17 protein-coding genes are annotated in these 19,427 nt (G+C 61.3%); 3 read left to right on the top strand and 14 right to left on the bottom strand.

Going from position 1 to position 19,427, the window contains the following annotated elements:
• The first annotated feature begins 6 nt into the window (after nucleotides 1–6).
• The 3 genes from L6D63_RS03550 to L6D63_RS03540 all read left to right on the top strand — a co-directional run bounded on the left by L6D63_RS03550 (nucleotide 7) and on the right by L6D63_RS03540 (nucleotide 3,365).
• Nucleotides 7–1,200: an acetyl-CoA C-acyltransferase gene (locus tag L6D63_RS03550; RefSeq protein WP_131670396.1), complete on the top strand. Its 1,194-nt coding sequence runs from the start codon at nucleotides 7–9 to the stop codon at nucleotides 1,198–1,200.
• Between the two features lie 144 nt (nucleotides 1,201–1,344).
• A complete protein-coding gene (locus tag L6D63_RS03545) occupies nucleotides 1,345–2,472 on the top strand; it encodes an acyl-CoA dehydrogenase (protein WP_131670397.1) in 1,128 nt (375 codons plus the stop codon).
• 119 nt (nucleotides 2,473–2,591) lie between these two features.
• Entirely contained in the window at nucleotides 2,592–3,365 is a 774-nt protein-coding gene (locus L6D63_RS03540; RefSeq protein ID WP_131670398.1) for an enoyl-CoA hydratase, read from the top strand.
• A gap of 116 nt (nucleotides 3,366–3,481) precedes the next feature.
• Here the strand turns inward: L6D63_RS03540 and L6D63_RS03535 are convergent, their stop codons facing one another.
• From L6D63_RS03535 to arnB, 14 genes are all read right to left on the bottom strand, one after another.
• Nucleotides 3,482–4,633 (bottom strand): acyl-CoA dehydrogenase family protein, encoded by a 1,152-nt coding sequence (locus L6D63_RS03535; RefSeq protein WP_095669204.1) that lies wholly within the window; start codon nucleotides 4,631–4,633, stop codon nucleotides 3,482–3,484.
• Nucleotides 4,634–4,636: 3 nt separating this feature from the next.
• Complete coding sequence (locus L6D63_RS03530; RefSeq protein WP_131670399.1) at nucleotides 4,637–5,743, bottom strand: enoyl-CoA hydratase/isomerase family protein; 1,107 nt, start codon at nucleotides 5,741–5,743, stop codon at nucleotides 4,637–4,639.
• 236 nt (nucleotides 5,744–5,979) lie between these two features.
• Complete coding sequence (locus L6D63_RS03525; protein ID WP_131670400.1) at nucleotides 5,980–6,666, bottom strand: HPP family protein; 687 nt, start codon at nucleotides 6,664–6,666, stop codon at nucleotides 5,980–5,982.
• Nucleotides 6,667–6,821: 155 nt separating this feature from the next.
• Nucleotides 6,822–8,000 carry an MFS transporter gene (locus tag L6D63_RS03520; protein WP_131670401.1) on the bottom strand — a complete coding sequence of 393 codons (1,179 nt, stop codon included), beginning with the start codon at nucleotides 7,998–8,000 and terminating at the stop codon, nucleotides 6,822–6,824.
• A 142-nt stretch (nucleotides 8,001–8,142) separates the two neighbouring features.
• Nucleotides 8,143–8,661 carry a GNAT family N-acetyltransferase gene (locus tag L6D63_RS03515; RefSeq protein WP_131670402.1) on the bottom strand — a complete coding sequence of 173 codons (519 nt, stop codon included), beginning with the start codon at nucleotides 8,659–8,661 and terminating at the stop codon, nucleotides 8,143–8,145.
• Between the two features lie 79 nt (nucleotides 8,662–8,740).
• Nucleotides 8,741–10,339 carry an ArnT family glycosyltransferase gene (locus L6D63_RS03510; protein WP_131670403.1) on the bottom strand — a complete coding sequence of 533 codons (1,599 nt, stop codon included), beginning with the start codon at nucleotides 10,337–10,339 and terminating at the stop codon, nucleotides 8,741–8,743.
• Complete coding sequence (locus L6D63_RS03505) at nucleotides 10,336–11,715, bottom strand: UDP-glucose dehydrogenase family protein (protein WP_047294348.1); 1,380 nt, start codon at nucleotides 11,713–11,715, stop codon at nucleotides 10,336–10,338. Before L6D63_RS03505 ends, L6D63_RS03510 begins: the two co-directional genes overlap by 4 nt.
• Nucleotides 11,712–12,125: a 4-amino-4-deoxy-L-arabinose-phosphoundecaprenol flippase subunit ArnF gene (arnF, locus tag L6D63_RS03500; RefSeq protein WP_047294349.1), complete on the bottom strand. Its 414-nt coding sequence runs from the start codon at nucleotides 12,123–12,125 to the stop codon at nucleotides 11,712–11,714. The genes L6D63_RS03505 and arnF overlap by 4 nt, the downstream gene beginning before the upstream one ends.
• On the bottom strand, nucleotides 12,122–12,466 hold the full coding sequence (gene arnE, locus L6D63_RS03495; RefSeq protein ID WP_047294350.1) for a 4-amino-4-deoxy-L-arabinose-phosphoundecaprenol flippase subunit ArnE: 345 nt from the start codon (nucleotides 12,464–12,466) through the stop codon (nucleotides 12,122–12,124). The genes arnF and arnE overlap by 4 nt, the downstream gene beginning before the upstream one ends.
• Nucleotides 12,463–14,112, bottom strand: coding sequence for a lipid IV(A) 4-amino-4-deoxy-L-arabinosyltransferase (arnT, locus tag L6D63_RS03490; RefSeq protein ID WP_131670404.1), 1,650 nt, complete (start codon nucleotides 14,110–14,112; stop codon nucleotides 12,463–12,465). Before arnT ends, arnE begins: the two co-directional genes overlap by 4 nt.
• Entirely contained in the window at nucleotides 14,109–14,993 is an 885-nt protein-coding gene (gene arnD / locus L6D63_RS03485) for a 4-deoxy-4-formamido-L-arabinose-phosphoundecaprenol deformylase (protein WP_041063807.1), read from the bottom strand. The genes arnT and arnD overlap by 4 nt, the downstream gene beginning before the upstream one ends.
• Nucleotides 14,993–16,984 carry a bifunctional UDP-4-amino-4-deoxy-L-arabinose formyltransferase/UDP-glucuronic acid oxidase ArnA gene (gene arnA, locus L6D63_RS03480; protein WP_121185404.1) on the bottom strand — a complete coding sequence of 664 codons (1,992 nt, stop codon included), beginning with the start codon at nucleotides 16,982–16,984 and terminating at the stop codon, nucleotides 14,993–14,995. Before arnA ends, arnD begins: the two co-directional genes overlap by 1 nt.
• Nucleotides 16,981–18,012: an undecaprenyl-phosphate 4-deoxy-4-formamido-L-arabinose transferase gene (gene arnC, locus L6D63_RS03475; RefSeq protein ID WP_121185406.1), complete on the bottom strand. Its 1,032-nt coding sequence runs from the start codon at nucleotides 18,010–18,012 to the stop codon at nucleotides 16,981–16,983. The genes arnA and arnC overlap by 4 nt, the downstream gene beginning before the upstream one ends.
• Complete coding sequence (arnB, locus tag L6D63_RS03470) at nucleotides 18,009–19,157, bottom strand: UDP-4-amino-4-deoxy-L-arabinose aminotransferase (protein WP_131670405.1); 1,149 nt, start codon at nucleotides 19,155–19,157, stop codon at nucleotides 18,009–18,011. The genes arnC and arnB overlap by 4 nt, the downstream gene beginning before the upstream one ends.
• Nucleotides 19,158–19,427 lie beyond the last annotated feature (270 nt).

Genomic DNA, 19,427 nt, shown 5'->3' with positions numbered 1-19,427 from the left:
TTTGTCATGACTATTGCCAACGATCCGATTGTTATCGTCAGTGCCGTCCGCACCCCGATGGGCGGTTTTCAGGGCGAACTGAAAAGCCTCACCGCGCCGCAACTGGGCGCTGCGGCGATCAAGGCAGCGGTTGAACGCGCCGGGGTTGCCAGCGACGCGGTTGATGAAGTGTTGTTCGGTTGCGTATTGCCCGCCGGCCTCGGTCAGGCGCCGGCGCGGCAGGCAGCTTTGGGCGCCGGGCTGGATAAATCGACGCGCTGCACCACGGTCAACAAGATGTGCGGCTCGGGCATGGAAACCACCATTCTGGCCCACGACATGCTGCTGGCCGGCAGCGCAGATGTGGTGATCGCCGGCGGTATGGAAAGCATGTCCAACTCGCCGTATCTGCTCGACCGCGCTCGCGCCGGTTATCGCATGGGTCATGGCCGGGTGCTCGACTCGATGTTCCTCGACGGCCTCGAAGACGCCTACGACAAGGGCCGTCTGATGGGCACCTTCGCCGAAGACTGCGCCGAAACCAACGACTTCAGCCGCGAAGCCCAGGATGCGTTTGCCATCGCCTCGACCACCCGCGCCCAGCAGGCGATCAAGGACGGCAGCTTCAAAGCCGAGATCGTGCCGCTCACGGTGACCGTCGGCAAAGAACAGCTGCTGATCAGCAACGACGAGCAGCCGCCGAAAGCCAAACTGGACAAGGTCGCCTCACTGAAACCGGCGTTCCGCGAAGGCGGTACGGTGACAGCGGCCAACTCCAGCTCGATCTCCGACGGCGCGGCGGCGCTGGTGCTGATGCGCCAGTCGCAAGCGCAGAAACTTGGTCTCAAGCCACTGGCGGTGATTCACGGTCACGCGGCGTTTGCCGACACGCCGGGCCTGTTCCCGGTGGCACCGATTGGCGCGATCAAGAAGCTGGTGAAGAAGACCGGTTGGGCGTTGAACGAGGTCGATCTGTTCGAAATCAACGAAGCGTTCGCCGTGGTGGCGATGGCCGCGATGACTCACCTGGAAATCCCCCACGACAAGCTCAACGTGCACGGCGGCGCCTGCGCGCTGGGCCATCCGATCGGTGCCTCGGGCGCGCGGATTCTGGTGACCTTGCTCTCGGCCTTGCGCCAGAAAAACCTGAAACGCGGGATTGCGGCGATCTGCATCGGCGGCGGTGAAGCCACGGCGATGGCCGTGGAATGCGTGTACTGAACACCCTCTCACTGTAGGAGCTGTCGAGTGCAACGAGGCTGCGATCTTTTGATCTTGTTTTTAAAATCAAAATCAAAAGATCGCAGCCTGCGGCAGCTCCTACAGGGGGCGGTGTGTAACCCGGATTTAAGTTAAGGATTCACCATGATTCCCAACGAAGACCAGACCCAGATCCGCGACATGGCCCGGCAATTCGCCGAGGAACGGCTGAAACCGTTCGCCGCCGAGTGGGATCGCGAACATCGATTCCCCAAGGAAGCCATCGGCGAGATGGCCGAACTGGGCTTCTTCGGCATGCTCGTGCCGGAGCAATGGGGCGGCTGTGACACCGGCTACCTGGCCTACGCCATGGCCCTGGAAGAAATCGCCGCCGGCGACGGCGCCTGCTCGACCATCATGAGCGTGCACAACTCGGTCGGCTGCGTGCCGATCCTCAAGTTCGGCAACGACGACCAGCGCGAGCGCTTCCTCAAACCGCTGGCCAGCGGCGCCATGCTCGGAGCTTTCGCCTTGACTGAGCCGCAGGCCGGTTCCGACGCCAGCAGCCTGAAAACCCGGGCGCGGCTGGAGGGCGATCACTACGTGCTCAACGGCTGCAAACAGTTCATCACGTCCGGGCAGAACGCCGGGATCGTGATCGTGTTTGCGGTGACCGATCCGAGTGCCGGCAAGCGCGGCATCACGGCGTTCATCGTGCCCACCGATTCCCCGGGCTACAAAGTCGCACGGGTCGAAGACAAACTCGGCCAGCATGCGTCGGACACCTGCCAGATTCTGTTTGAAGACGTCAAAGTACCGGTCGCCAACCGCTTGGGTGAGGAGGGCGAAGGCTACAAGATCGCCTTGGCCAACCTCGAAGGCGGGCGGGTCGGCATCGCGTCGCAAGCGGTGGGCATGACCCGCGCTGCGTTCGAAGCGGCCCGCGACTATGCACGTGAGCGCGACACTTTCGGCAAACCGATCATCGAGCACCAGGCCGTGGCCTTCCGTCTCGCCGACATGGCCACGCAGATCGCCGTCGCCCGGCAAATGGTGCATTACGCCGCCGCGCTGCGCGACAGCGGTCAGCCGGCACTGGTCGAGGCTTCGATGGCCAAACTGTTCGCCTCGGAAATGGCCGAGAAAGTCTGCTCGATGGCGTTGCAGACGCTGGGCGGTTACGGTTACCTCAACGACTTCCCGCTGGAACGCATCTACCGCGACGTGCGCGTCTGCCAGATCTACGAAGGCACCAGCGACATTCAGCGCATGGTCATCTCACGCAACCTTTAACCCCAACCCTTTGCAGGAGCTGCCGCAGGCTGCGATCTTTTGCTTTTGATTGTTAAAAACAAGATCAAAAGATCGCAGCCTGCGGCAGCTCCTACAGGGTACAAATTCAGGAGTCATGTATGAGCTACGAAACAATTCTGCTGGAACACCACGGCCGCGTCGGCCTGATCACCCTGAACCGTCCGCAGGCACTGAACGCCCTGAACGCGCAACTGGTCAGCGAAGTCAACCACGCCCTTGATGCTCTGGAAGCGGATGCGAACATCGGTTGCATCGTCATCACCGGTTCGAAGAAAGCCTTCGCCGCCGGCGCGGATATCAAGGAAATGGCCGAGCTGACCTACCCGCAAATCTACATGGACGACCTGTTCAGCGACAGCGACCGCGTGGCCAACCGTCGCAAGCCGATCATCGCTGCGGTCAACGGTTTCGCCCTTGGTGGCGGATGTGAACTGGCGTTGATGTGCGACTTCATTCTGGCAGGTGACAACGCCAAGTTCGGTCAACCGGAAATCAACCTCGGCGTGCTCCCGGGCATGGGCGGCACTCAGCGCCTGACCCGCGCCGTGGGCAAGGCCAAGGCCATGGACATGTGCCTCAGCGGGCGGATGATCGATGCGGTGGAGGCCGAACGTTGCGGCATCGTTGCGCGGATCGTACCGAGCGATGAGTTGCTCGACGAGGCGTTGAAGGTCGCCGCCGTGATCGCCAGCAAGTCGCTGCCGATTGCGATGATGGTCAAGGAAAGCGTCAACCGTGCGTTTGAGGTCAACCTGGCTGAAGGCGTGCGTTTCGAGCGCCGGGTGTTCCACGCGGCGTTTGCTACCCAGGATCAGAAGGAAGGGATGGCGGCGTTTGTGGCCAAGCGCGCGCCGGAGTTTACCGGAAAGTAATGTTGCGTCCTCACTGACGCTATCGCGGGCAAGCCCGCTCCCACAGGTTTTTCTGGAGTACACAACTTTTGTGAACGACAGAATTCCCTGTGGGAGCGGGCTTGCCCGCGATGCTTTTACAGTTGGTAGTTCTTCAGTTCGCGAGCAATCACCATCCGCTGAATCTCACTCGACCCCTCATAGATCTGGGTAATCCGTGCATCGCGGTAGTACTTCTCGACCGGATAATCCTCCAGATACCCGTACCCGCCATGAATCTGAATCGCCGACGAGCAGACCTTTTCGGCCATCTCCGAGGCGAACAGTTTGGCCTGTGACGCCTCTGACAGACACGGCTTGCCCGCCGTGCGCAGGCGCGCCGCGTGCAGGATCATCAAGCGCGCCGCGTTGATTTGCATGTGCATGTCGGCCAACAGGTTGGCGATGCTCTGGTGTTCGTTGATCGGCTTGCCGAACTGGATGCGATCACGGGAGTACACAAGCGCCGCTTCAAACGCCGCCCGGGCGATGCCCAAGGCTTGCGCAGCAATGCCGATGCGGCCACCTTCGAGGTTGGACAGGGCAATCGCCAGACCCTTGCCGCGTTCGCCGAGCAGATTGGCCTCGGGAATGCTGCAGTTGTTGAGGGTCACTGCGCAGGTGTCGGAGGCACGGATGCCCATCTTGTGTTCGGTACGATCAACGATGAAACCCGGCGTATCGGTCGGCACCAGGAACGCAGAAATGCCTTTCTTGCCCAGATCCGGGTCGGTCACCGCAAACACGATCGCCAGTTTCGCCCGTTTGCCGTTGCTGACGAATTGCTTGGCGCCGTTGATCACCCACTGGCCGTCGCGCCGTTCGGCGCGGGTGCGCAGGTTGTGCGCCTCGGAGCCGGCCTGCGGTTCGGTGAGGCAGAAGCAGCCAATGACCTGACCGCTGGCGAGGTCGGCCAGCCAGGTTTGTTTCTGTTCTTCGCTGCCGTAATTCATGACCGGCCCACAACCCACCGAGTTGTGAATGCTCATGAACGCGCCAGTCGCGCCGTCACCGGCTGAAATTTCTTCAACGGCCAGCGCATAGGCGACGTAATCAACGTAAGTGCCACCCCATTCCTCGGGCACCACCATACCGAGCAAACCGAGTTCGCCCATCTTCGCCACCAGCGCGTCGTCGATCCAGCCAGCCTTTTCCCACGCTTGCGCGTGAGGTGCGATTTCGCCACGGGCAAAATCCCGGGCCATGTCGCGGATCATTACTTGTTCTTCAGTCAGTTCGAGATCGTGCATGGCTCAGCTCCCGCTCTCATCAAAACCGTTAAAGAAACTCGCGACGTGCCCGGCGTCCAGCGCGGCGAGGGTCGGCGGATTCCAGCGAGGTGTCTTGTCTTTGTCGATCAGCAGGGCACGCACGCCTTCGATCAGGTCGCCGCGTTCGAACCACTGACGATCCAGATGCAGTTCGAGGGCGAAGCAGTGTTCCAGGCTCAGTTGCCGACCGCAACGGAGCATCTCCAGGGTCACGGCCATCGCCAGCGGCGAGCGGGTCTCCAGCAGGTCAGCGGTGGTCGTCGCCCACTCATGGCTGTCGGCGACGGTGACTGCGCGCAGTTGCTCGACAATGCTCGGCACGTCCGGCAGGGCGAAGAAATGGTCGATGGCCGGGCGCAGCTTCTCCAGCGGCGCGTCGCTCAGGGTTTGCACGCCGTTTTTCGCCAGCAGGCCCTGCAGATCCTTGAGCGGCGTGTCGTGCCATTCCAGGTGATCAAGTTGTTCGTCGAGACTCGCCAACTGGCGGCTGTCGACAAACCAGTCCGCCAGCCCGCAGTACAACGCATCCGCCGCACGAATCTGCACACCGCTGACGCCCAGATAGATTCCCAGTTCACCGGGAATCCGCGAGAGGAAATAGCTGCCGCCGACATCGGGGAAATAACCGATCGCCACTTCCGGCATCGCCAGCCGGCTCTTTTCCGTAACCACCCGCAGATCCGCACCTTGCACCAGACCCATGCCGCCGCCGAGGACGAAACCGTCCATCAACGCCAGTACCGGTTTGCGGTAGTGATGAATCGTCAGGTCGAGGGCGTATTCCTCGACGAAGAAATCTTCGTGCAGCGTGGCGCCGCTTTTGAAACTGTCGTACAGGGAACGAATATCGCCACCGGCGCAGAAAGCTTTTTCACCGGCACCGCGCAGCACCACTGCGTGCACATTGGCATCAGCGGCCCAGGCATCGAGTTGCTGCTGCAACTGGCGAACCATGTCGAGGGTGATGGCGTTGAGACCGGCGGGGCGGTTGAGGGTCAGGTGACCAATGTGGTTGCGAACCTCGGCCAGCACGTCGTTTTGCGTGGCATCCATGGACGGCGTCCGCGGGGATGAAGCCTGAGCAGTCATCACTAACTCCCTGCTTTTATTGTCTTTATTCGAGAAGCTCGCGCGCGAGCGTTAACGGATCGTAACAGTGCAAATTTGCCGTGTACAACCGGGATATGTGCAGGGGGAGTTTGCGTTTTTGCCTTAGGTAAAAATCGGATGTGCTTGTGTAGGAGCTGCCGAAGGCTGCGATCTTTTGATCTTGAAAAGATCGCAGCCTCGTTGCACTCGACAGCTCCTACAGGGTGCGTGAGGTGTCAGGAGAAGACTTCGCCGATGCTGCGGCGTTTGGCGTGCAGTTCGCTGGCGTGGATCAGTTGTTCGAGGTCTTCGGGAGTGACGTCGATAAAGGCTTCCATCTCGGCCAGTGCCCGTTTCAAATCTTCGGCGGTAATTGACTGGCTGTCGACGGGAGTCTGCAGCGGCGCAGTTTCGGCCGGGCGCTTCGGGTAGCGGATGCGCGTCAGGTTGTTGTAGGCCAGCGCACTGAGCAGCATGCACGCGGCGGCGAGCATCACCGGTTCCATGGCTTTCCAGTCCATGGCGATGGTGGCCGGATCGGCCAGCACCAACGTCAGCGCCAGCGCGCCGGCCGGTGGATGCAGGCAACGCAACCAGCACATCAGAATCAGCGCCATGCCTGCCGCCAGACAGGCACTGCCCAGGGTTCGCCCAAGAACATGAGCCACCAGCAACGCAATGACACTGGCGCACAGGTAGCCGCCGATGATCGACCAAGGCTGCGCCAGCGCGCCGGAGGACACGGCGAACAACAGCACCGCCGAAGCACCCAATGGCCCGAGCAGGTGATACGCCACTTCATGGCCGAATACCTGACTGCACGCCCAGACACTGAACAAGGTGCCCAAGGCCATACCGATGGCGGCGCGGCTCCATTCGGTGGGGCGGGTGTTGATGGCGGCGGGGAACCAGCGAGCGAGCATGTGAAACGGGTCCTTGGCAGTAAAATCGAGGCAAAAAAAAGGACTTGTCCGTTTCGGAAAGTCCTCTAAGCGTTCCAACTATTGGGGGAGGAACGCGCACAGTGTGCCGTGCAAATACGATGCTGACAAATTCATATAAATGCTGCTTCAGTGCATTATTTTTGAATTGTGGCCACGCGACGTCCACTGACAAAACACAGATAACCACCCAGCGCGGCCAAGGCACTCAGGGCGTAGAACATGCTCGGCGCTGAGGTATGCATCAGCAAAAAACCGCACATCACCGGACTCAGCGCACCGCCCAGTGCCGCGAGGTTCTGCGCGCCGTAATAACTGCCGCGCAGCGCTTCCGGCGCGAGGGTATCGACGAAGAGGAAATCCGCCGGGTAAATGATCATCTCGCCGAGGGTAAAGATGAACATCGCCACGCACCAGCCGACGAGGCTGTCCGCCAGGCTGAAACCGATCAGACCGACAATGAACAACGCCGTGCCGCCGGCAATCCAGAACCGCAGGTGCTCGCGCTTGAGTAAACGCCCGATCTGGTATTGCAGCAGGATCACCGTGATCGCGTTGCAGGCCAGCAGGGCGGCCATGGTGTCGAGTGTCTGTTCTTGGGTATGGGTGACCAGCAGGTATTGCGACAGGTACAGGGTAAAGCGCCCGTGGACCAGGGTGCTGAGCAGACAACCGAGGGTGAACAGGATCATCGTGCGGTCGTTTTTCAGGATGATCAGGGTGTTCAGGAAACTCTGTGGCGGGCTGGCTGGCGACAGCGGACCGGTCTCGCGGGAAACGCCCAGCAGCAGGAAAACGCTGCCGGCGGCAATCAGCCCGGCGACGATAAACGGCGCTGATGGCTGAACCCCGGCAATCACTACACCGATCATCGGGCCCACGGCGTAGCCAATGTTGGTCAGCGTGTAGTTCAGTGAAAACGCCTTGACCCGCTGGCCGACCGGCAGGTTTTCACTGAGCATCGCTTTGGAGCAGATCAGGAACAGTGCCGACGCCGTTTCACTGATGATCAGCACCAGCGTGACCAGGTACAGATTCTGCGCGAAGGTCAGCAGCATCAGGCCGACACCGCTGGAGAGCATGGTCAGGATCAACAGCTGACGCTTGTCGAGGCGATCGATGATGTAGCCGCCGTACAGCGACAACAGCGTGGCACTGAACACGGCGATGCCCAACAGCAGACCGACGTCCTGCGGGTTGAGGTCCAGTTTGTTGCTGAGGAACAGGGTCAGCAGTGGGCTGATCAGGGCACGGCTGATGACGATGCTCAGCGAGGTGATCATCAGTCTGCGTATCAGGCGGGAGTAAGTGGCCACGGCAGTGCAAATGTCCTTATTTTTATGATGAAAACCCGTGTGGCAGCGAGCCTGCTCGCCAATACCGAGTGTCGGGCGCCAACGCAGTTGACTGACAGGACGCTATCGCGAGCAGGCTCGTTCCTACAAGGGATTTTCCCTGTCAGGGCAATCTCAGCTGCATGGCGCAGCGTCGCTCGGCGGCAAAACCCTGTTCGATTTCGTTCTGCAGGGCATCGAGCAAATGCGCGTCGTGCTCACCGGATGCGACGTCCACAAACCCCATCCGCTGATAAAACGGCGCATTCCACGGCACGTCGCGGAACGTGGTCAGGGTCACGGCGCGCATCTGCTCGCGGCGGGCATGTTCAATCGCGGCCAGCAGCAGATGACGGCCCACGCCCTGACCCTGAAACGCCAGGCTGACGGACAATTCCTCAACGTGCAGTTGCTTGCCGACATCCAGTGCGCGGATAAACCCTGCGAGCTGCGCCGAGGTGTTTTCGGCGACCCAGACATGGGCATGGTCGATGAATTGGCGATGTTGCGCGGTGCTGGCCACGTCGGTGTCGGCCAGCCAGGCGAGGGTCGGATCTGAGCGAAACAGCTCGGCGGCCGAGCGTTCAATGGCGGGGAGGGCGTCGGCGTCACTCTGCCGCGCCCGGCGTACAACAAAACTCATGGTAAAAGTCCCTGTAAGCGCTGCCGCAGGCTGCGATCTTTTTCCTGAAAACGCAAAAGATCGCAGCCTCAATCAGTTCCTACAAGGGTTTGAGGTACAACAGCACGTAATCGTTCTTGTCGAAACGGCCGGCCAGCACCGGTTGCAGGCCCGCCAGCGAGGTGCCCTGCAGCGATTGCAGGTCCTTGCTGTCCATCATCAGCCAGGCCGGGCCTTTGAGGGCTTCGAGTTGCTGCACCGTTTCGGTGAACTGCGGTTGCAGGTCCTGCTCGACGTTGACCATGAACTTGATCGCCTTGGCGTCTTTGCCCATGCCGTGCAGCACCAGCGGTGCCGGGTTCTGCTGCACCTGCGCGAATGCGGCGCGACTGAACGCCTGCGTGTCGTACAAGCGTCGCTCCACCGGTTCGAACACCGCGGCATACACCATCCACAACGCGAGCACCGAGCACAGCGCCAGCACTTCGGCACGCCAACGCGGTATCAACAGGCGCGACAACGCGAGCAATTGCAGAACACCGAGCACGATCAGCACCAGGGTCAGACTGTCGAGCTGCTCGGGAAAGCGGCGTTTGGCAACCAGCAGGGCCACCATCAACAGTCCCGGCGTCACCAGCCAAATGCCTTGGATAACCCCGCGCAATACGCGGAACACCCGACCGTGCAGCACCTGAAACGGGTACGCCGCGATGATCGCCGCCATCGGCAACATCGGCAGCAGGTAACGCGCCTTCTTCGCCTGCGGAATCGACAGGCCAACCATGACGATCAGTCCGGCAGCCGCGCAGTATTGCACCAGACGCAAGGCCGGCCCGCGCTGATGCGGTTTGCTCAGCCAGGTCGCCGCCAACGCCAGGATCGCCAGCGGATATGCCAGTGCGTAGTTGCCCATGGAACTGGTGAAGTAATACAGCGAACCGCTGACGCCTTCACTGCCGTCCATGCGCCCCATGAACTGCATGCGGATCACGTCTTGCAGGAACGCTTCGCCGCCACTGAGTCTGGCCAGCCACAACAGCAGCCCCACGCACGCGGCGAGCAGGATCGACGCCAGCACACCGAACACCAACAGGCGTTTCCACTCACGATTGAGCAGGTAGTAACTGCAGAGCATGCCGGTCGGCACCACCAGGCCGATCGGCCCGCGAATCCCGAAGCCCAGCAACAGCAGGGCAAAGATCAACGGCCAGCGAGGGCCGGAACCGAAGTGGTCGCGAGCGTAGCCCAGATAAAACACCGACAGCGCCACGGCGGCGAGCATCAGGTCTTGCGACACCGCGCGCACTTCGGTGACGAAGGTACTGGTGAGCATCAGCAGCGCAATGCTGATCAATGCCCAGCGTTGCGAATGCACCGCCAGCAAGCGGTACATCAACGTCACGATCACGCCGCCGGCAATGGCGCTGGGCAGCCATGCCGTCAGGGTGTTGATCGCGCCGAAGGGCAGCGACAACAGCCAGATGAACAGCGTCGAAAGCGCCGAATAATCGGCGTACGGCTGCCCGTAGGTCGTCGGGAATACCGTTGGCCCGTGCCTGAGCATCTCTTGGGCAAACAGCACAAAACGTGAATCGAAGCCAATGGGAGCCTGTCCGTAAACCCCGGCGATAAACAACAGCAGTGCCAGCAGCCCTGCGATCAGGGACTGCCGGCGGATGACAGGCGACAACGTGATCAAGCGACTTCCGCTTTGTTAGGCCACTGCTGCAGTGGCATCGGCAGTTTGCGCGAATCGCCTCGGCCGATCGGGAAGTACTTGAAGCCATTGCGCGCCAGACGCTCGGCGTCGTACAGGTTGCGGCCGTCGAAGATCACCGGGGCTTTCAGGCGTTGCTCGATCAGGTCGAAATCCGGCGCCTTGAACTGCTGCCATTCGGTGCAGATGATCAGCGCATCGGAACCTGACAGCACCGATTCCGGCGTGCCCATCAACATCAGTTTTTCTTCGTTCGGGTACAGATGCTGGGTTTCCTGCATCGCTTCCGGGTCGAACGCGCGCACACTGGCGCCGGCGGCGAACAGCGAATCGAGCAGCACGCGGCTCGGTGCATCGCGCATGTCGTCGGTGTTCGGCTTGAACGCCAGGCCCCACAGGGCGAAGGTCTTGCCGCGCAGGTCACCCTTGTAGAACGCGTTGATACGGTCGAACAGCTTGTGCTTCTGCCGCTCGTTGATCGCTTCGACCGCTTGCAGCAGGTCGCTGGAGCAGTGCGCCTGCTCGGCGCTGTGAATCAGCGCGCGCATGTCTTTGGGGAAGCACGAGCCGCCATAACCGCAGCCCGGGTAGATGAAGTGGTAACCGATGCGCGTGTCGGCACCGATGCCCTGACGGACCGATTCGATGTCGGCGCCCAGGTGTTCGGCCAGTTCGGCGATCTGGTTGATGAAGCTGATCTTGGTCGCCAGCATGCAGTTGGCGGCGTATTTGGTGAGCTCGGCGCTGCGCAGGTCCATGAACATGATGCGGTCATGGTTGCGGTTGAACGGCGAGTACAGGTCACGCATCACGTCCTGCACTTCGTCACCTTCGCAGCCGATGACGATGCGATCGGGACGACGGCAGTCGGCCACCGCCGAACCTTCCTTGAGGAATTCCGGGTTGGAGACGATATCGAACTGCAGTTCACGACCGGCCTTGTCCAGCGCCGCCTGAATGTGCGCACGCAAGGTGTCGCCGGTGCCGACCGGCACGGTGGATTTCTCTACCAGAATCAGCGGCTGCTCACGGTGGCGCGCCACGGCGTCACCCACCGACAGCACGTATTTCAGATCCGCCGAGCCGTCGTCGCTGGACGGTGTACCGACAGCGATGAACGCAACGCGACCGTGCTGCACGGCAAGTTTTTCATCAGAGGTGAAATGCAGGCGGCCGGAGTCCAGGCCTTCGCGCACCAGGCTCGACAGGCCCGGTTCGAAGATGCTGACGTGACCCTGGCGCAGCAGTTCGACTTTCTTCTGATCGATGTCCATGCACACGACGTCGTGACCGACTTCGGCCAACACGGCGGCCTGCACCAGGCCGACATAACCGCTACCAAATACTGTGATTTTCATGGAGCACTCCTGAATTCGGGCGCACGAGACGGACGAGTGTTAATAGTGATGACCCCGAGCATGACCAGTGCCACGCCCAGCGATTTAGTGAAACTGAACGATTCGTTGAACAGCGGCAGACTGGCCGCCAGCAGGTACACCAGCGCATAGCTGATGCTCAGTAGCGAATAGGCCCGCCCCAGCGGTAGATCGCGCAAGGCCGCGAGCCAGCAGAACATCGACAGGGCGTAGGCGAAAATCGCCGCCAGCACCACGGCCAGTGCCGACAGATCGACACTGCCGGTGCTCAACGCCGCCAGCCATTGTTCCGGTTGCGGCAGGCGCGTCATGCTCCAGCGCATGCCCAACTGGGCAGCGCTGACCAGGCCCACGCTGGCCAGCGCAAAACCGATACCTCGTACCTGGTTCATGACTGTTGCCCCAGCAAAACCACACCACCGATTACCAGCGCCACGCCCAGCCAATGCCGGCGGTCGATGGGCTCGTGAAAGACGAAGCGGGCGATCAGGGTGATCAGTACGAAGTTGAGGCTGAGCATCGGGTAAGCGATGCCCACTTCAAGACGCTGCAGCACCAGCAGCCAGACCAGCAGCCCGCTGCCGAGTGAAAACAGCGCCAGCCACAACCACGGTGAACGCAGTTTGTCAGCCCACGACGACTCAACGCCGCGCCAGCTCTCCACGGCGAGTTTCTGTGCGACTTGCCCCAGACACGTCAGCAGACACGCCGTCAGTAACAGCAGCCAGCTCATGACGGATCCTTGGGCAGCACCATGATCACCAGATTGCCCGATTCGTAACGGGTACCGTCTTTAGGCAGCAGATCGAGTTCTTCAAGTTCGTCCTGGCCCTTGACGCGCATCAGCACGCCGACCGAGCCGCTGCGGCGCGCTTCACGGACCCATTGCTGAACGTTGTCTTTGGTGAGTCGGCGTTCAGCACCTTCCGGGTAGGACAGACCGTACTTGAGTTCGCCGACCGTGTTGTACAGCGCGACTTGCGGTTGTTTCATGCGCCAGGCCAGTGCCGCTGCGGCGCCCAGATCGTTGCTCAGCAAGTGCGTGGCACCGGACAGTTCAGTGACGTGATGGCGGATGAACTGATCCGGGGTTTTGTTGGCCACCACCGATTTGGGCAATGCCGCCGGCAGGATCCCGGCCAGCAACAGGCTGCCCAGCGCCGGTGCCGCCCAGCATTGCAGCGGCAGGAACGCTTGCGCCAGGTTGGCGATGATCCAGCCGATCAACGCAATGAACACCAGCACCATGCTGTGCAGTTCGTGGTCGTACACCGGTTTGTTCAGTTGCAGGTAAACCAGTGCGATCAGCGTGACCACACCCAGCAGCAGGTTCAGCAGACCATTGATCCCCAGCGCCCGGCCTTGTTCCAGACGCAGGCGATCAGCCAGCGCATTGCCCAGCAGCAGTGCCATCGGCAACAGGCAGGGCAGGATGTAGGTCGGCAGCTTGCCGTTGCTCAGGCTGAAAAAGCCCAGCGGCAACCACAGCCATAACAGCAGGAAAACCATGTTCGGCTGGGCCCGGGTTTGCCAGGCTTGCTTGAACGCGGTCGGCAACAGACCAACCCACGGCAAACTGAACGCCACCAACAGCGGCAGGTAGAACCACCATGGCGCATCGTGCTGCGCATCGTCACCGGCGAAGCGGCGGATGTGTTCGTGCCAGAAGAAAAACCGCCAGTAATCCGGTTCCTGTGCGTGCACCGCCAGTGCCCACGGCAAGCTGACGATGATCGCGATAGCGATAGCGACCGGGCCGAATATCAGCAGTTCGCGCCAGCGTTTCTGCCAGAGCATCCACGGCAATGCGATCAGCACCGGCAGCAACCAGGCGAGGAAGCCCTTGGTCATGAAGCCCATGCCGCAGGCCAGCCCGAGCAGCGCCCAGGCGCCCAGACGGTGCCCGGTGCTTTTGCTGTCAAGCGCAAACCACAGCGCCACCAGACTCAGGTTGACCCAGAAGGTGAACTGCGGATCGAGGTTGGCGTACCCGCCCTGACCGGCGACGACGGTGAAACTCATGTAGAGCAGGGCGCAGACGAAGCTCTTGCGCGGATCGTTCCATAGCCTGCGCGCGACCAGGTAGGCCAGCAACACACTCAGCGCCGTGCTGAGGGCCGACGCGAAGCGCACGCCGAACAGGTTCTGCCCGAACAGTTCCTGGCCGATGGCGATCATCCAGTAGCCGGCAATCGGCTTCTCGAAATACCGCAGGCCCATGAAATGCGGCGACACCCAGTTGCCACTGAGCAGCATGTCCTGGCTGATCTGTGCGTAACGGGTTTCGTCGGGGATCCACAGGCCATGGGTGCTCAACGGCAACAGATAGGCCAGCAGACAAAGGCCGACCAACAGCGGCAGTGCCCAGCGTCTGGTCATGCGCCTTGCACTCCCAGCCAGCCTTCGCGGCCTTCGAGCGCACCGCGTTGCACGCGGCCCACGGGCAAGGTGTTGAAATACTCGGGCAGCAAGTTGCCCAAGGGTTGGAAGTCAATGTGGCGCTGGCGTGCATCGGCCAGCAATTGACGAAAGTCCTGAGCCATCAGAATCCCTTCTACTTCGGCATGAATGGTGTAGACGTTGAGTGCTTGCGACTGGAACCGGTCGAGGATGAAGGCGTTGAAGTCCTTCGCCGCCACGTGCGGGCCGACAACTTCATCGAAGGTCGGCAGGTCCACTGGAATCTGCGGCGTGCCCGGTGTGCCGTCCGCCAGCAGCGGACGGAACAGGCTCTGCCCACGGCAATCGCTGTTGTAGCGAAAGCCGAAAGTCTGCTTGGCCTCGATCACGCGCTCGTCCGCACGCCAACCGGCGGCGGCCGAACACTGGATCTTTTCGCCGAGGATGTCGCTCAAGGTGTCGACGCCGCGACGGATCTGTTCGATCAGTTGCGCGTCACTCCAGCGACCGGCATTGGCCTGCCAGCCATGGTGATCCCAGGCGTGCAGGCCAACCTCGTGACCGGCGTCCCGGGCCTGACGCATCAGATGCCCGAGATCACGGCCAATCGGTTTGCCGGGCCAGGCAGTGCCGGCCAGCAGAATGTCCCAGCCGTACAGGCCGGCAGCGTTGGAACGCAGCATTTTCCAGAGGAACTGCGGGCGGATCAGGCGCCACAGATGCCGGCCCATGTTGTCCGGGCCGACACTGAAGAAAAACGTTGCCTTGACCTGCGCCTCGTCGAGCATCTCCAACAGACGCGGCACACCTTCTCGGGTGCCGCGGTAGGTGTCGACATCGATACGAAGACCTGCCTGCATTACTTCTTGTCCGCGATTTCGAGCATGGCTTCACGCAGGAAGAAGTCCAGGGTGTTGCCGATGGTCTCGCGCATTTCCACGGTCGGCTCCCAGTTCAGCAGGCGCTTGGCGTTGGCAATGCTTGGTTTGCGGTGTTCTACGTCCTGGTAACCGGCACCGTAGAACGCCTTGCTTTCCACGTCGCGGAAACCGGCGAACGGCGGAAAGTTGTGACGCAGCGGGTGTGCTTCGAACTGACGCAGCAGCTCCTCGCCCAGTTGACGGATGCTGGCTTCGTTGTCCGGGTTGCCGATGTTGATGATCTGGCCGTTGCACACGTCGTTGTCGTTGTCGATGATGCGCGCCAGGGCTTCAACGCCGTCAGCGATGTCAGTGAAGCAACGCTTCTGCTCGCCACCGTCGAACAGGCGGATTGGCGTGCCTTCCACCAGGTTGAGGATCAACTGGGTAATGGCGCGGGAGCTGCCGATACGCGCCGAATCCAGACGGTCCAGACGCGGGCCCATCCAGTTGAACGGACGGAACAGGGTGAAGTTCAGGCCCTTGGCGCCGTAAGCCCAGATCACGCGGTCCAGCAGTTGCTTGGAGACCGAGTAGATCCAGCGCTGCTTGTTGATCGGACCGACGATCAGGTTCGAGCTGTCTTCGTCGAAGTTCTTGTCCTGGCACATGCCATAGACTTCCGAGGTCGACGGGAAGATCACGCGCTTGTTGTACTTGACGCAGTAGCGAACCAGTTTCAGGTTCTCTTCGAAGTCCAGTTCGAATACGCGCAGCGGGTTGCGGGTGTATTCGATCGGCGTGGCGATGGCCACCAGCGGCAGGACCACGTCGCACTTCTTGATGTGGTACTCGATCCACTCGGAGTGAATGCTGATGTCGCCTTCGACGAAGTGGAAGTTCGGGTGGCTGCGCAGGCGGTCGATGGCGTCGGAGCCGATGTCCAGACCGTAGACTTCGTAGCGGTCGTCACGCAGCAGGCGCTCGGACAGGTGGTTACCGATGAAGCCGTTGACACCGAGGATCAGCACGCGGGTACGACGTGGCGCACGCCCGGATTCGGCGCCGCGCAGCAGCGAGCCATCCACCAGACCCAGTTCGTTGGCCAGTTGCGGGCCGCTGAGGTACAGACCGTTGTCGTTGCGCTGACCGGCGTTGATCACCAGCGAGTCCTGACCGCAGGCAATGCGCAGCGGATCGACGCTGATCACGCGGCCTGGCGCCTGGCCTTCGTTGCCCTTGACGACGTCGGCGCTCCAGACGATCAGTTTGTGCTCGCCCACGGCGCAGAAGGCGCCCGGGTAAGGACGGGTCACGGCGCGCACCAGATTGAACAGTTCTTCGGCCGGTTTGGCCCAGACCAGCTTGCCGTCCGCCGGGGTGCGGCGACCGAACACGGTGGCTTTCGATTCGTCCTGCGGGGTTTCAGTGATGTTGCCTTGCAGCATGTTCGGCAGGGTGTCGCGCAGCAGGTCGCTGGCGGCAGTGCGCAGTTTGGCGTGCAGGGTCAGGCCGGTGTCGCTGCGTTCGATGGCAACACGCTGTTGAGCAACGATGGCGCCGGCATCGGCGCGCTTGACCATGCGGTGCAGGGTCACGCCGGTTTCGGTTTCGCCGTTGACCAGCACCCAGTTCGCCGGAGCGCGACCGCGATAGCGTGGCAGCAGCGAACCGTGCAGGTTGAATGCACCCTTTTTGGCCAGGGCCAGCAGTGGCTCGCTCAGCAGGTTGCGGTAATAAAAGGAGAAGATGTATTCCGGGTCCAGCTTGGCGATGCGCTCGATCCACAGTGGGTGGTTGGCGTCTTCCGGCGCATGTACCGGGATGCCTTTGTTGGCGCACAGCTGGGCCACCGAGGCATAGAACGCGTTTTCTTTCGGATCATCGGCGTGAGTGAACACTGCTGCAATGTCAAAGCCGCTGTTGAGCAGGGCTTCAATGCCGGCGCAGCCAATATCGTGGTAGGCGAAGACAACAGTTTTTGCACTCATGAGAGAACCTGATCGGAAGTGGAAGAAGTAGCGGTAGAAGAAAGACCATCAACGGTGACGGCAGGGGCCGGATCGGCCGGCTGGCTGCGCAACACCTTTTCGATGAAGAAACGCGGACGGGCGCGCACATCGCTGTACATGCGACCGAGGTATTCACCCAGCAGCCCCATGCCGATGAACTGGCCACCGGTAAACACAAACAGTACGGCGAACAGCACAAACATGCCGTCACCGGCCCAACCGGCACCGAAGGCCAGACGCAGTACGATCAGCGCAACGGCGAACAGCACACCCAGACCGGCCATGGCGAAGCCGACGATGCTGAGCAGGCGCAGCGGCGTGGTGGTCATGCAGGTCACCAGATCGAACATCAGGTTGATCAGGCGCATCGGGCTGTATTTCGAGTCGCCGTGTTCACGCTCGGCGTGGGCCACGACGATTTCGGTGGTGTGACGGGCGAAGCTGTTGGCCAGGATCGGAATGAATGTGCTGCGTTCACGGCAGGCGAGCATCGCGTCGATGATGGTGCGGCGGTAGGCACGCAGCATGCAGCCGTAGTCGCTCATCGCGACGCCAGTGGAGCGCTGCACGGCAAGGTTGATCAGCTTAGACGGATAACGGCGCAGCGCCGAATCCTGACGGTTGCCGCGCACGGTGCCGACCACGTCGTAACCTTTTTCGGCTTCGGCCACCAGCCGCGGGATTTCTTCCGGCGGGTTCTGCAGGTCGGCGTCGAGGGTGATCACCACGTCGCCTTTGCACTGTTCAAAACCGGCCATGATCGCGGCGTGCTGACCGTAGTTGCGGTTGAGAATGACCGCCACGAACGGGCTGTTTTCACGACCGGCGGCTTCTTCAAGCATGTTGGCCGACTCATCGCGGCTGCCGTCGTCGACCAGCACGATTTCGAAATCGTGATGCAACTGGCGGCAGGCCGCCTCGGTACGACGCAGCAGCTCGGGCAGGCTTTCCTGTTCGTTGTAGACCGGGATGACGATCGACACGCTACGGATTGGATAAGGTTTCACAGGCGTTTTTCCATGATGTGTGCGATGGCACCGACCACCCGGTCAAGGTCTTGACCGGTCATGTCGGGGAACAGCGGAATCGAGCACAGCCGCGCCGAGTTCCATTCGGTGTTGGGCAGGTAGAGGTCGGGGTCACGCTGGCGATACCAGGTGTGCAAGTGGGTGGCGATGAAATGGATACCGGTGCCGATGCCCTGATCCTGCAACGCCTTCATGAAGGCTTCGCGGTCCATGCCGCAACGCTCGCTGTCGATGCGCAGGATGAACAGGTGCCAGGCGTGTTGCTGGGCGTAGTCGGGCAGGGCCAGCGGTTGCACTGGCAGGCCTTCGAATTTTTGCAGGTAGCTGGTGGCCAGTTCGGTGCGGCGGGCGTTGATTTCGTCCAGACGCTGCAGTTGCACCAGGGCAATCGCGGCGTTGATGTCGGCCAGGTTGTACTTGAAGCCCGGCTCCATCACTTGTGCCTGTGGCTTGCGGCCACCGGTCAGACGGTCATAGGCGTCGACGCCCAGGCCGTGGAATTTGAGCATGCGCACGCGGCTGGCGAGGGCTTCGTCGTCGGTGACGAACATCGCGCCTTCGGCACAGGTCATGTTCTTGATCGCGTGGAACGAGAAGATCGCCGTGCCTTGCGAACCGACATGACGGCCCTTGTAGCGGGTGCCGGCAGCGTGGGCGGCGTCTTCGATGACCGGAATGCCGTGCTTGTCAGCCAGGGCATATAGCGGATCGAGATCGAATGCAGCGCCGGCATAGTGCACCGGGATGATCGCCTTGGTTCGCGGAGTGATGGCCGCTTCGATGCGCGCAGCGTCGGTCATCAGCGTGTCGCGGTCGACATCGACGAACACCGGTTTGGCGCCCAGCAGGGAGATCATGTTGGCGGTCGAGACCCAGGTCTGCGACGGGGTGATGACTTCATCGCCCGGGCCGATGCCCAGGGCCAGCAGCGTGATGTGCATCCCGCCGGTGGCCGAAGACAAGGCCACCGCGTGCTTGCAACCCACGTACTGCGCAAATTGCTCTTCGAGTGCCTGGTTTTTCGGCCCCGTGGTGATCCAGCCCGAGCGCAACACCTGCTCGACAGCGGCAATTTCCTCATCGCCGATACTGGGGCGAGAGAAGGGGAGAAACGCCTGACTCATGGGCACCTCATTACAAAAAATAAAGGATGGATTCACGCGATTATTGGATCCAGCCTCAGCGTAGACACAGAAAAGCGCTCCTGCATCAATAACTTGGCAAAAAAAGCATGACGTCGGGGATAGATTGACTTTTCACGATTTGCCCGGCAGGTTGGGGCATAGCCACTACCGAACCTATGGGAATTAAGGTTATGCCGGTTTTTGTGAAAGGAACATGAAAAACCGGTTGGCGAATCGTTTATCTGTCACTTATACAGCCGCTGTTCAGGC

Origin of the sequence: Pseudomonas parakoreensis (genome assembly GCF_021602155.1) — a bacterium.
Classification (GTDB): domain Bacteria; phylum Pseudomonadota; class Gammaproteobacteria; order Pseudomonadales; family Pseudomonadaceae; genus Aquipseudomonas; species Aquipseudomonas parakoreensis.
This window is presented reverse-complemented; position numbering and strand designations above follow the sequence as displayed.

What these genes read in the sequence shown, in the direction of transcription:
- L6D63_RS03550 (WP_131670396.1), top strand. Translation starts at nt 7, where the DNA reads ATGACTATTGCCAACGATCCGATTGTTATCGTCAGTGCCGTCCGCACC.
- L6D63_RS03545 (WP_131670397.1), top strand. Translation starts at nt 1,345, where the DNA reads ATGATTCCCAACGAAGACCAGACCCAGATCCGCGACATGGCCCGGCAA.
- L6D63_RS03540 (WP_131670398.1), top strand. Translation starts at nt 2,592, where the DNA reads ATGAGCTACGAAACAATTCTGCTGGAACACCACGGCCGCGTCGGCCTG.
- L6D63_RS03535 (WP_095669204.1), bottom strand. Translation starts at nt 4,633, where the DNA reads ATGCACGATCTCGAACTGACTGAAGAACAAGTAATGATCCGCGACATG.
- L6D63_RS03530 (WP_131670399.1), bottom strand. Translation starts at nt 5,743, where the DNA reads ATGACTGCTCAGGCTTCATCCCCGCGGACGCCGTCCATGGATGCCACG.
- L6D63_RS03525 (WP_131670400.1), bottom strand. Translation starts at nt 6,666, where the DNA reads ATGCTCGCTCGCTGGTTCCCCGCCGCCATCAACACCCGCCCCACCGAA.
- L6D63_RS03515 (WP_131670402.1), bottom strand. Translation starts at nt 8,661, where the DNA reads ATGAGTTTTGTTGTACGCCGGGCGCGGCAGAGTGACGCCGACGCCCTC.
- L6D63_RS03505 (WP_047294348.1), bottom strand. Translation starts at nt 11,715, where the DNA reads ATGAAAATCACAGTATTTGGTAGCGGTTATGTCGGCCTGGTGCAGGCC.
- arnF (WP_047294349.1), bottom strand. Translation starts at nt 12,125, where the DNA reads ATGAACCAGGTACGAGGTATCGGTTTTGCGCTGGCCAGCGTGGGCCTG.
- arnE (WP_047294350.1), bottom strand. Translation starts at nt 12,466, where the DNA reads ATGAGCTGGCTGCTGTTACTGACGGCGTGTCTGCTGACGTGTCTGGGG.
- arnT (WP_131670404.1), bottom strand. Translation starts at nt 14,112, where the DNA reads ATGACCAGACGCTGGGCACTGCCGCTGTTGGTCGGCCTTTGTCTGCTG.
- arnD (WP_041063807.1), bottom strand. Translation starts at nt 14,993, where the DNA reads ATGCAGGCAGGTCTTCGTATCGATGTCGACACCTACCGCGGCACCCGA.
- arnA (WP_121185404.1), bottom strand. Translation starts at nt 16,984, where the DNA reads ATGAGTGCAAAAACTGTTGTCTTCGCCTACCACGATATTGGCTGCGCC.
- arnB (WP_131670405.1), bottom strand. Translation starts at nt 19,157, where the DNA reads ATGAGTCAGGCGTTTCTCCCCTTCTCTCGCCCCAGTATCGGCGATGAG.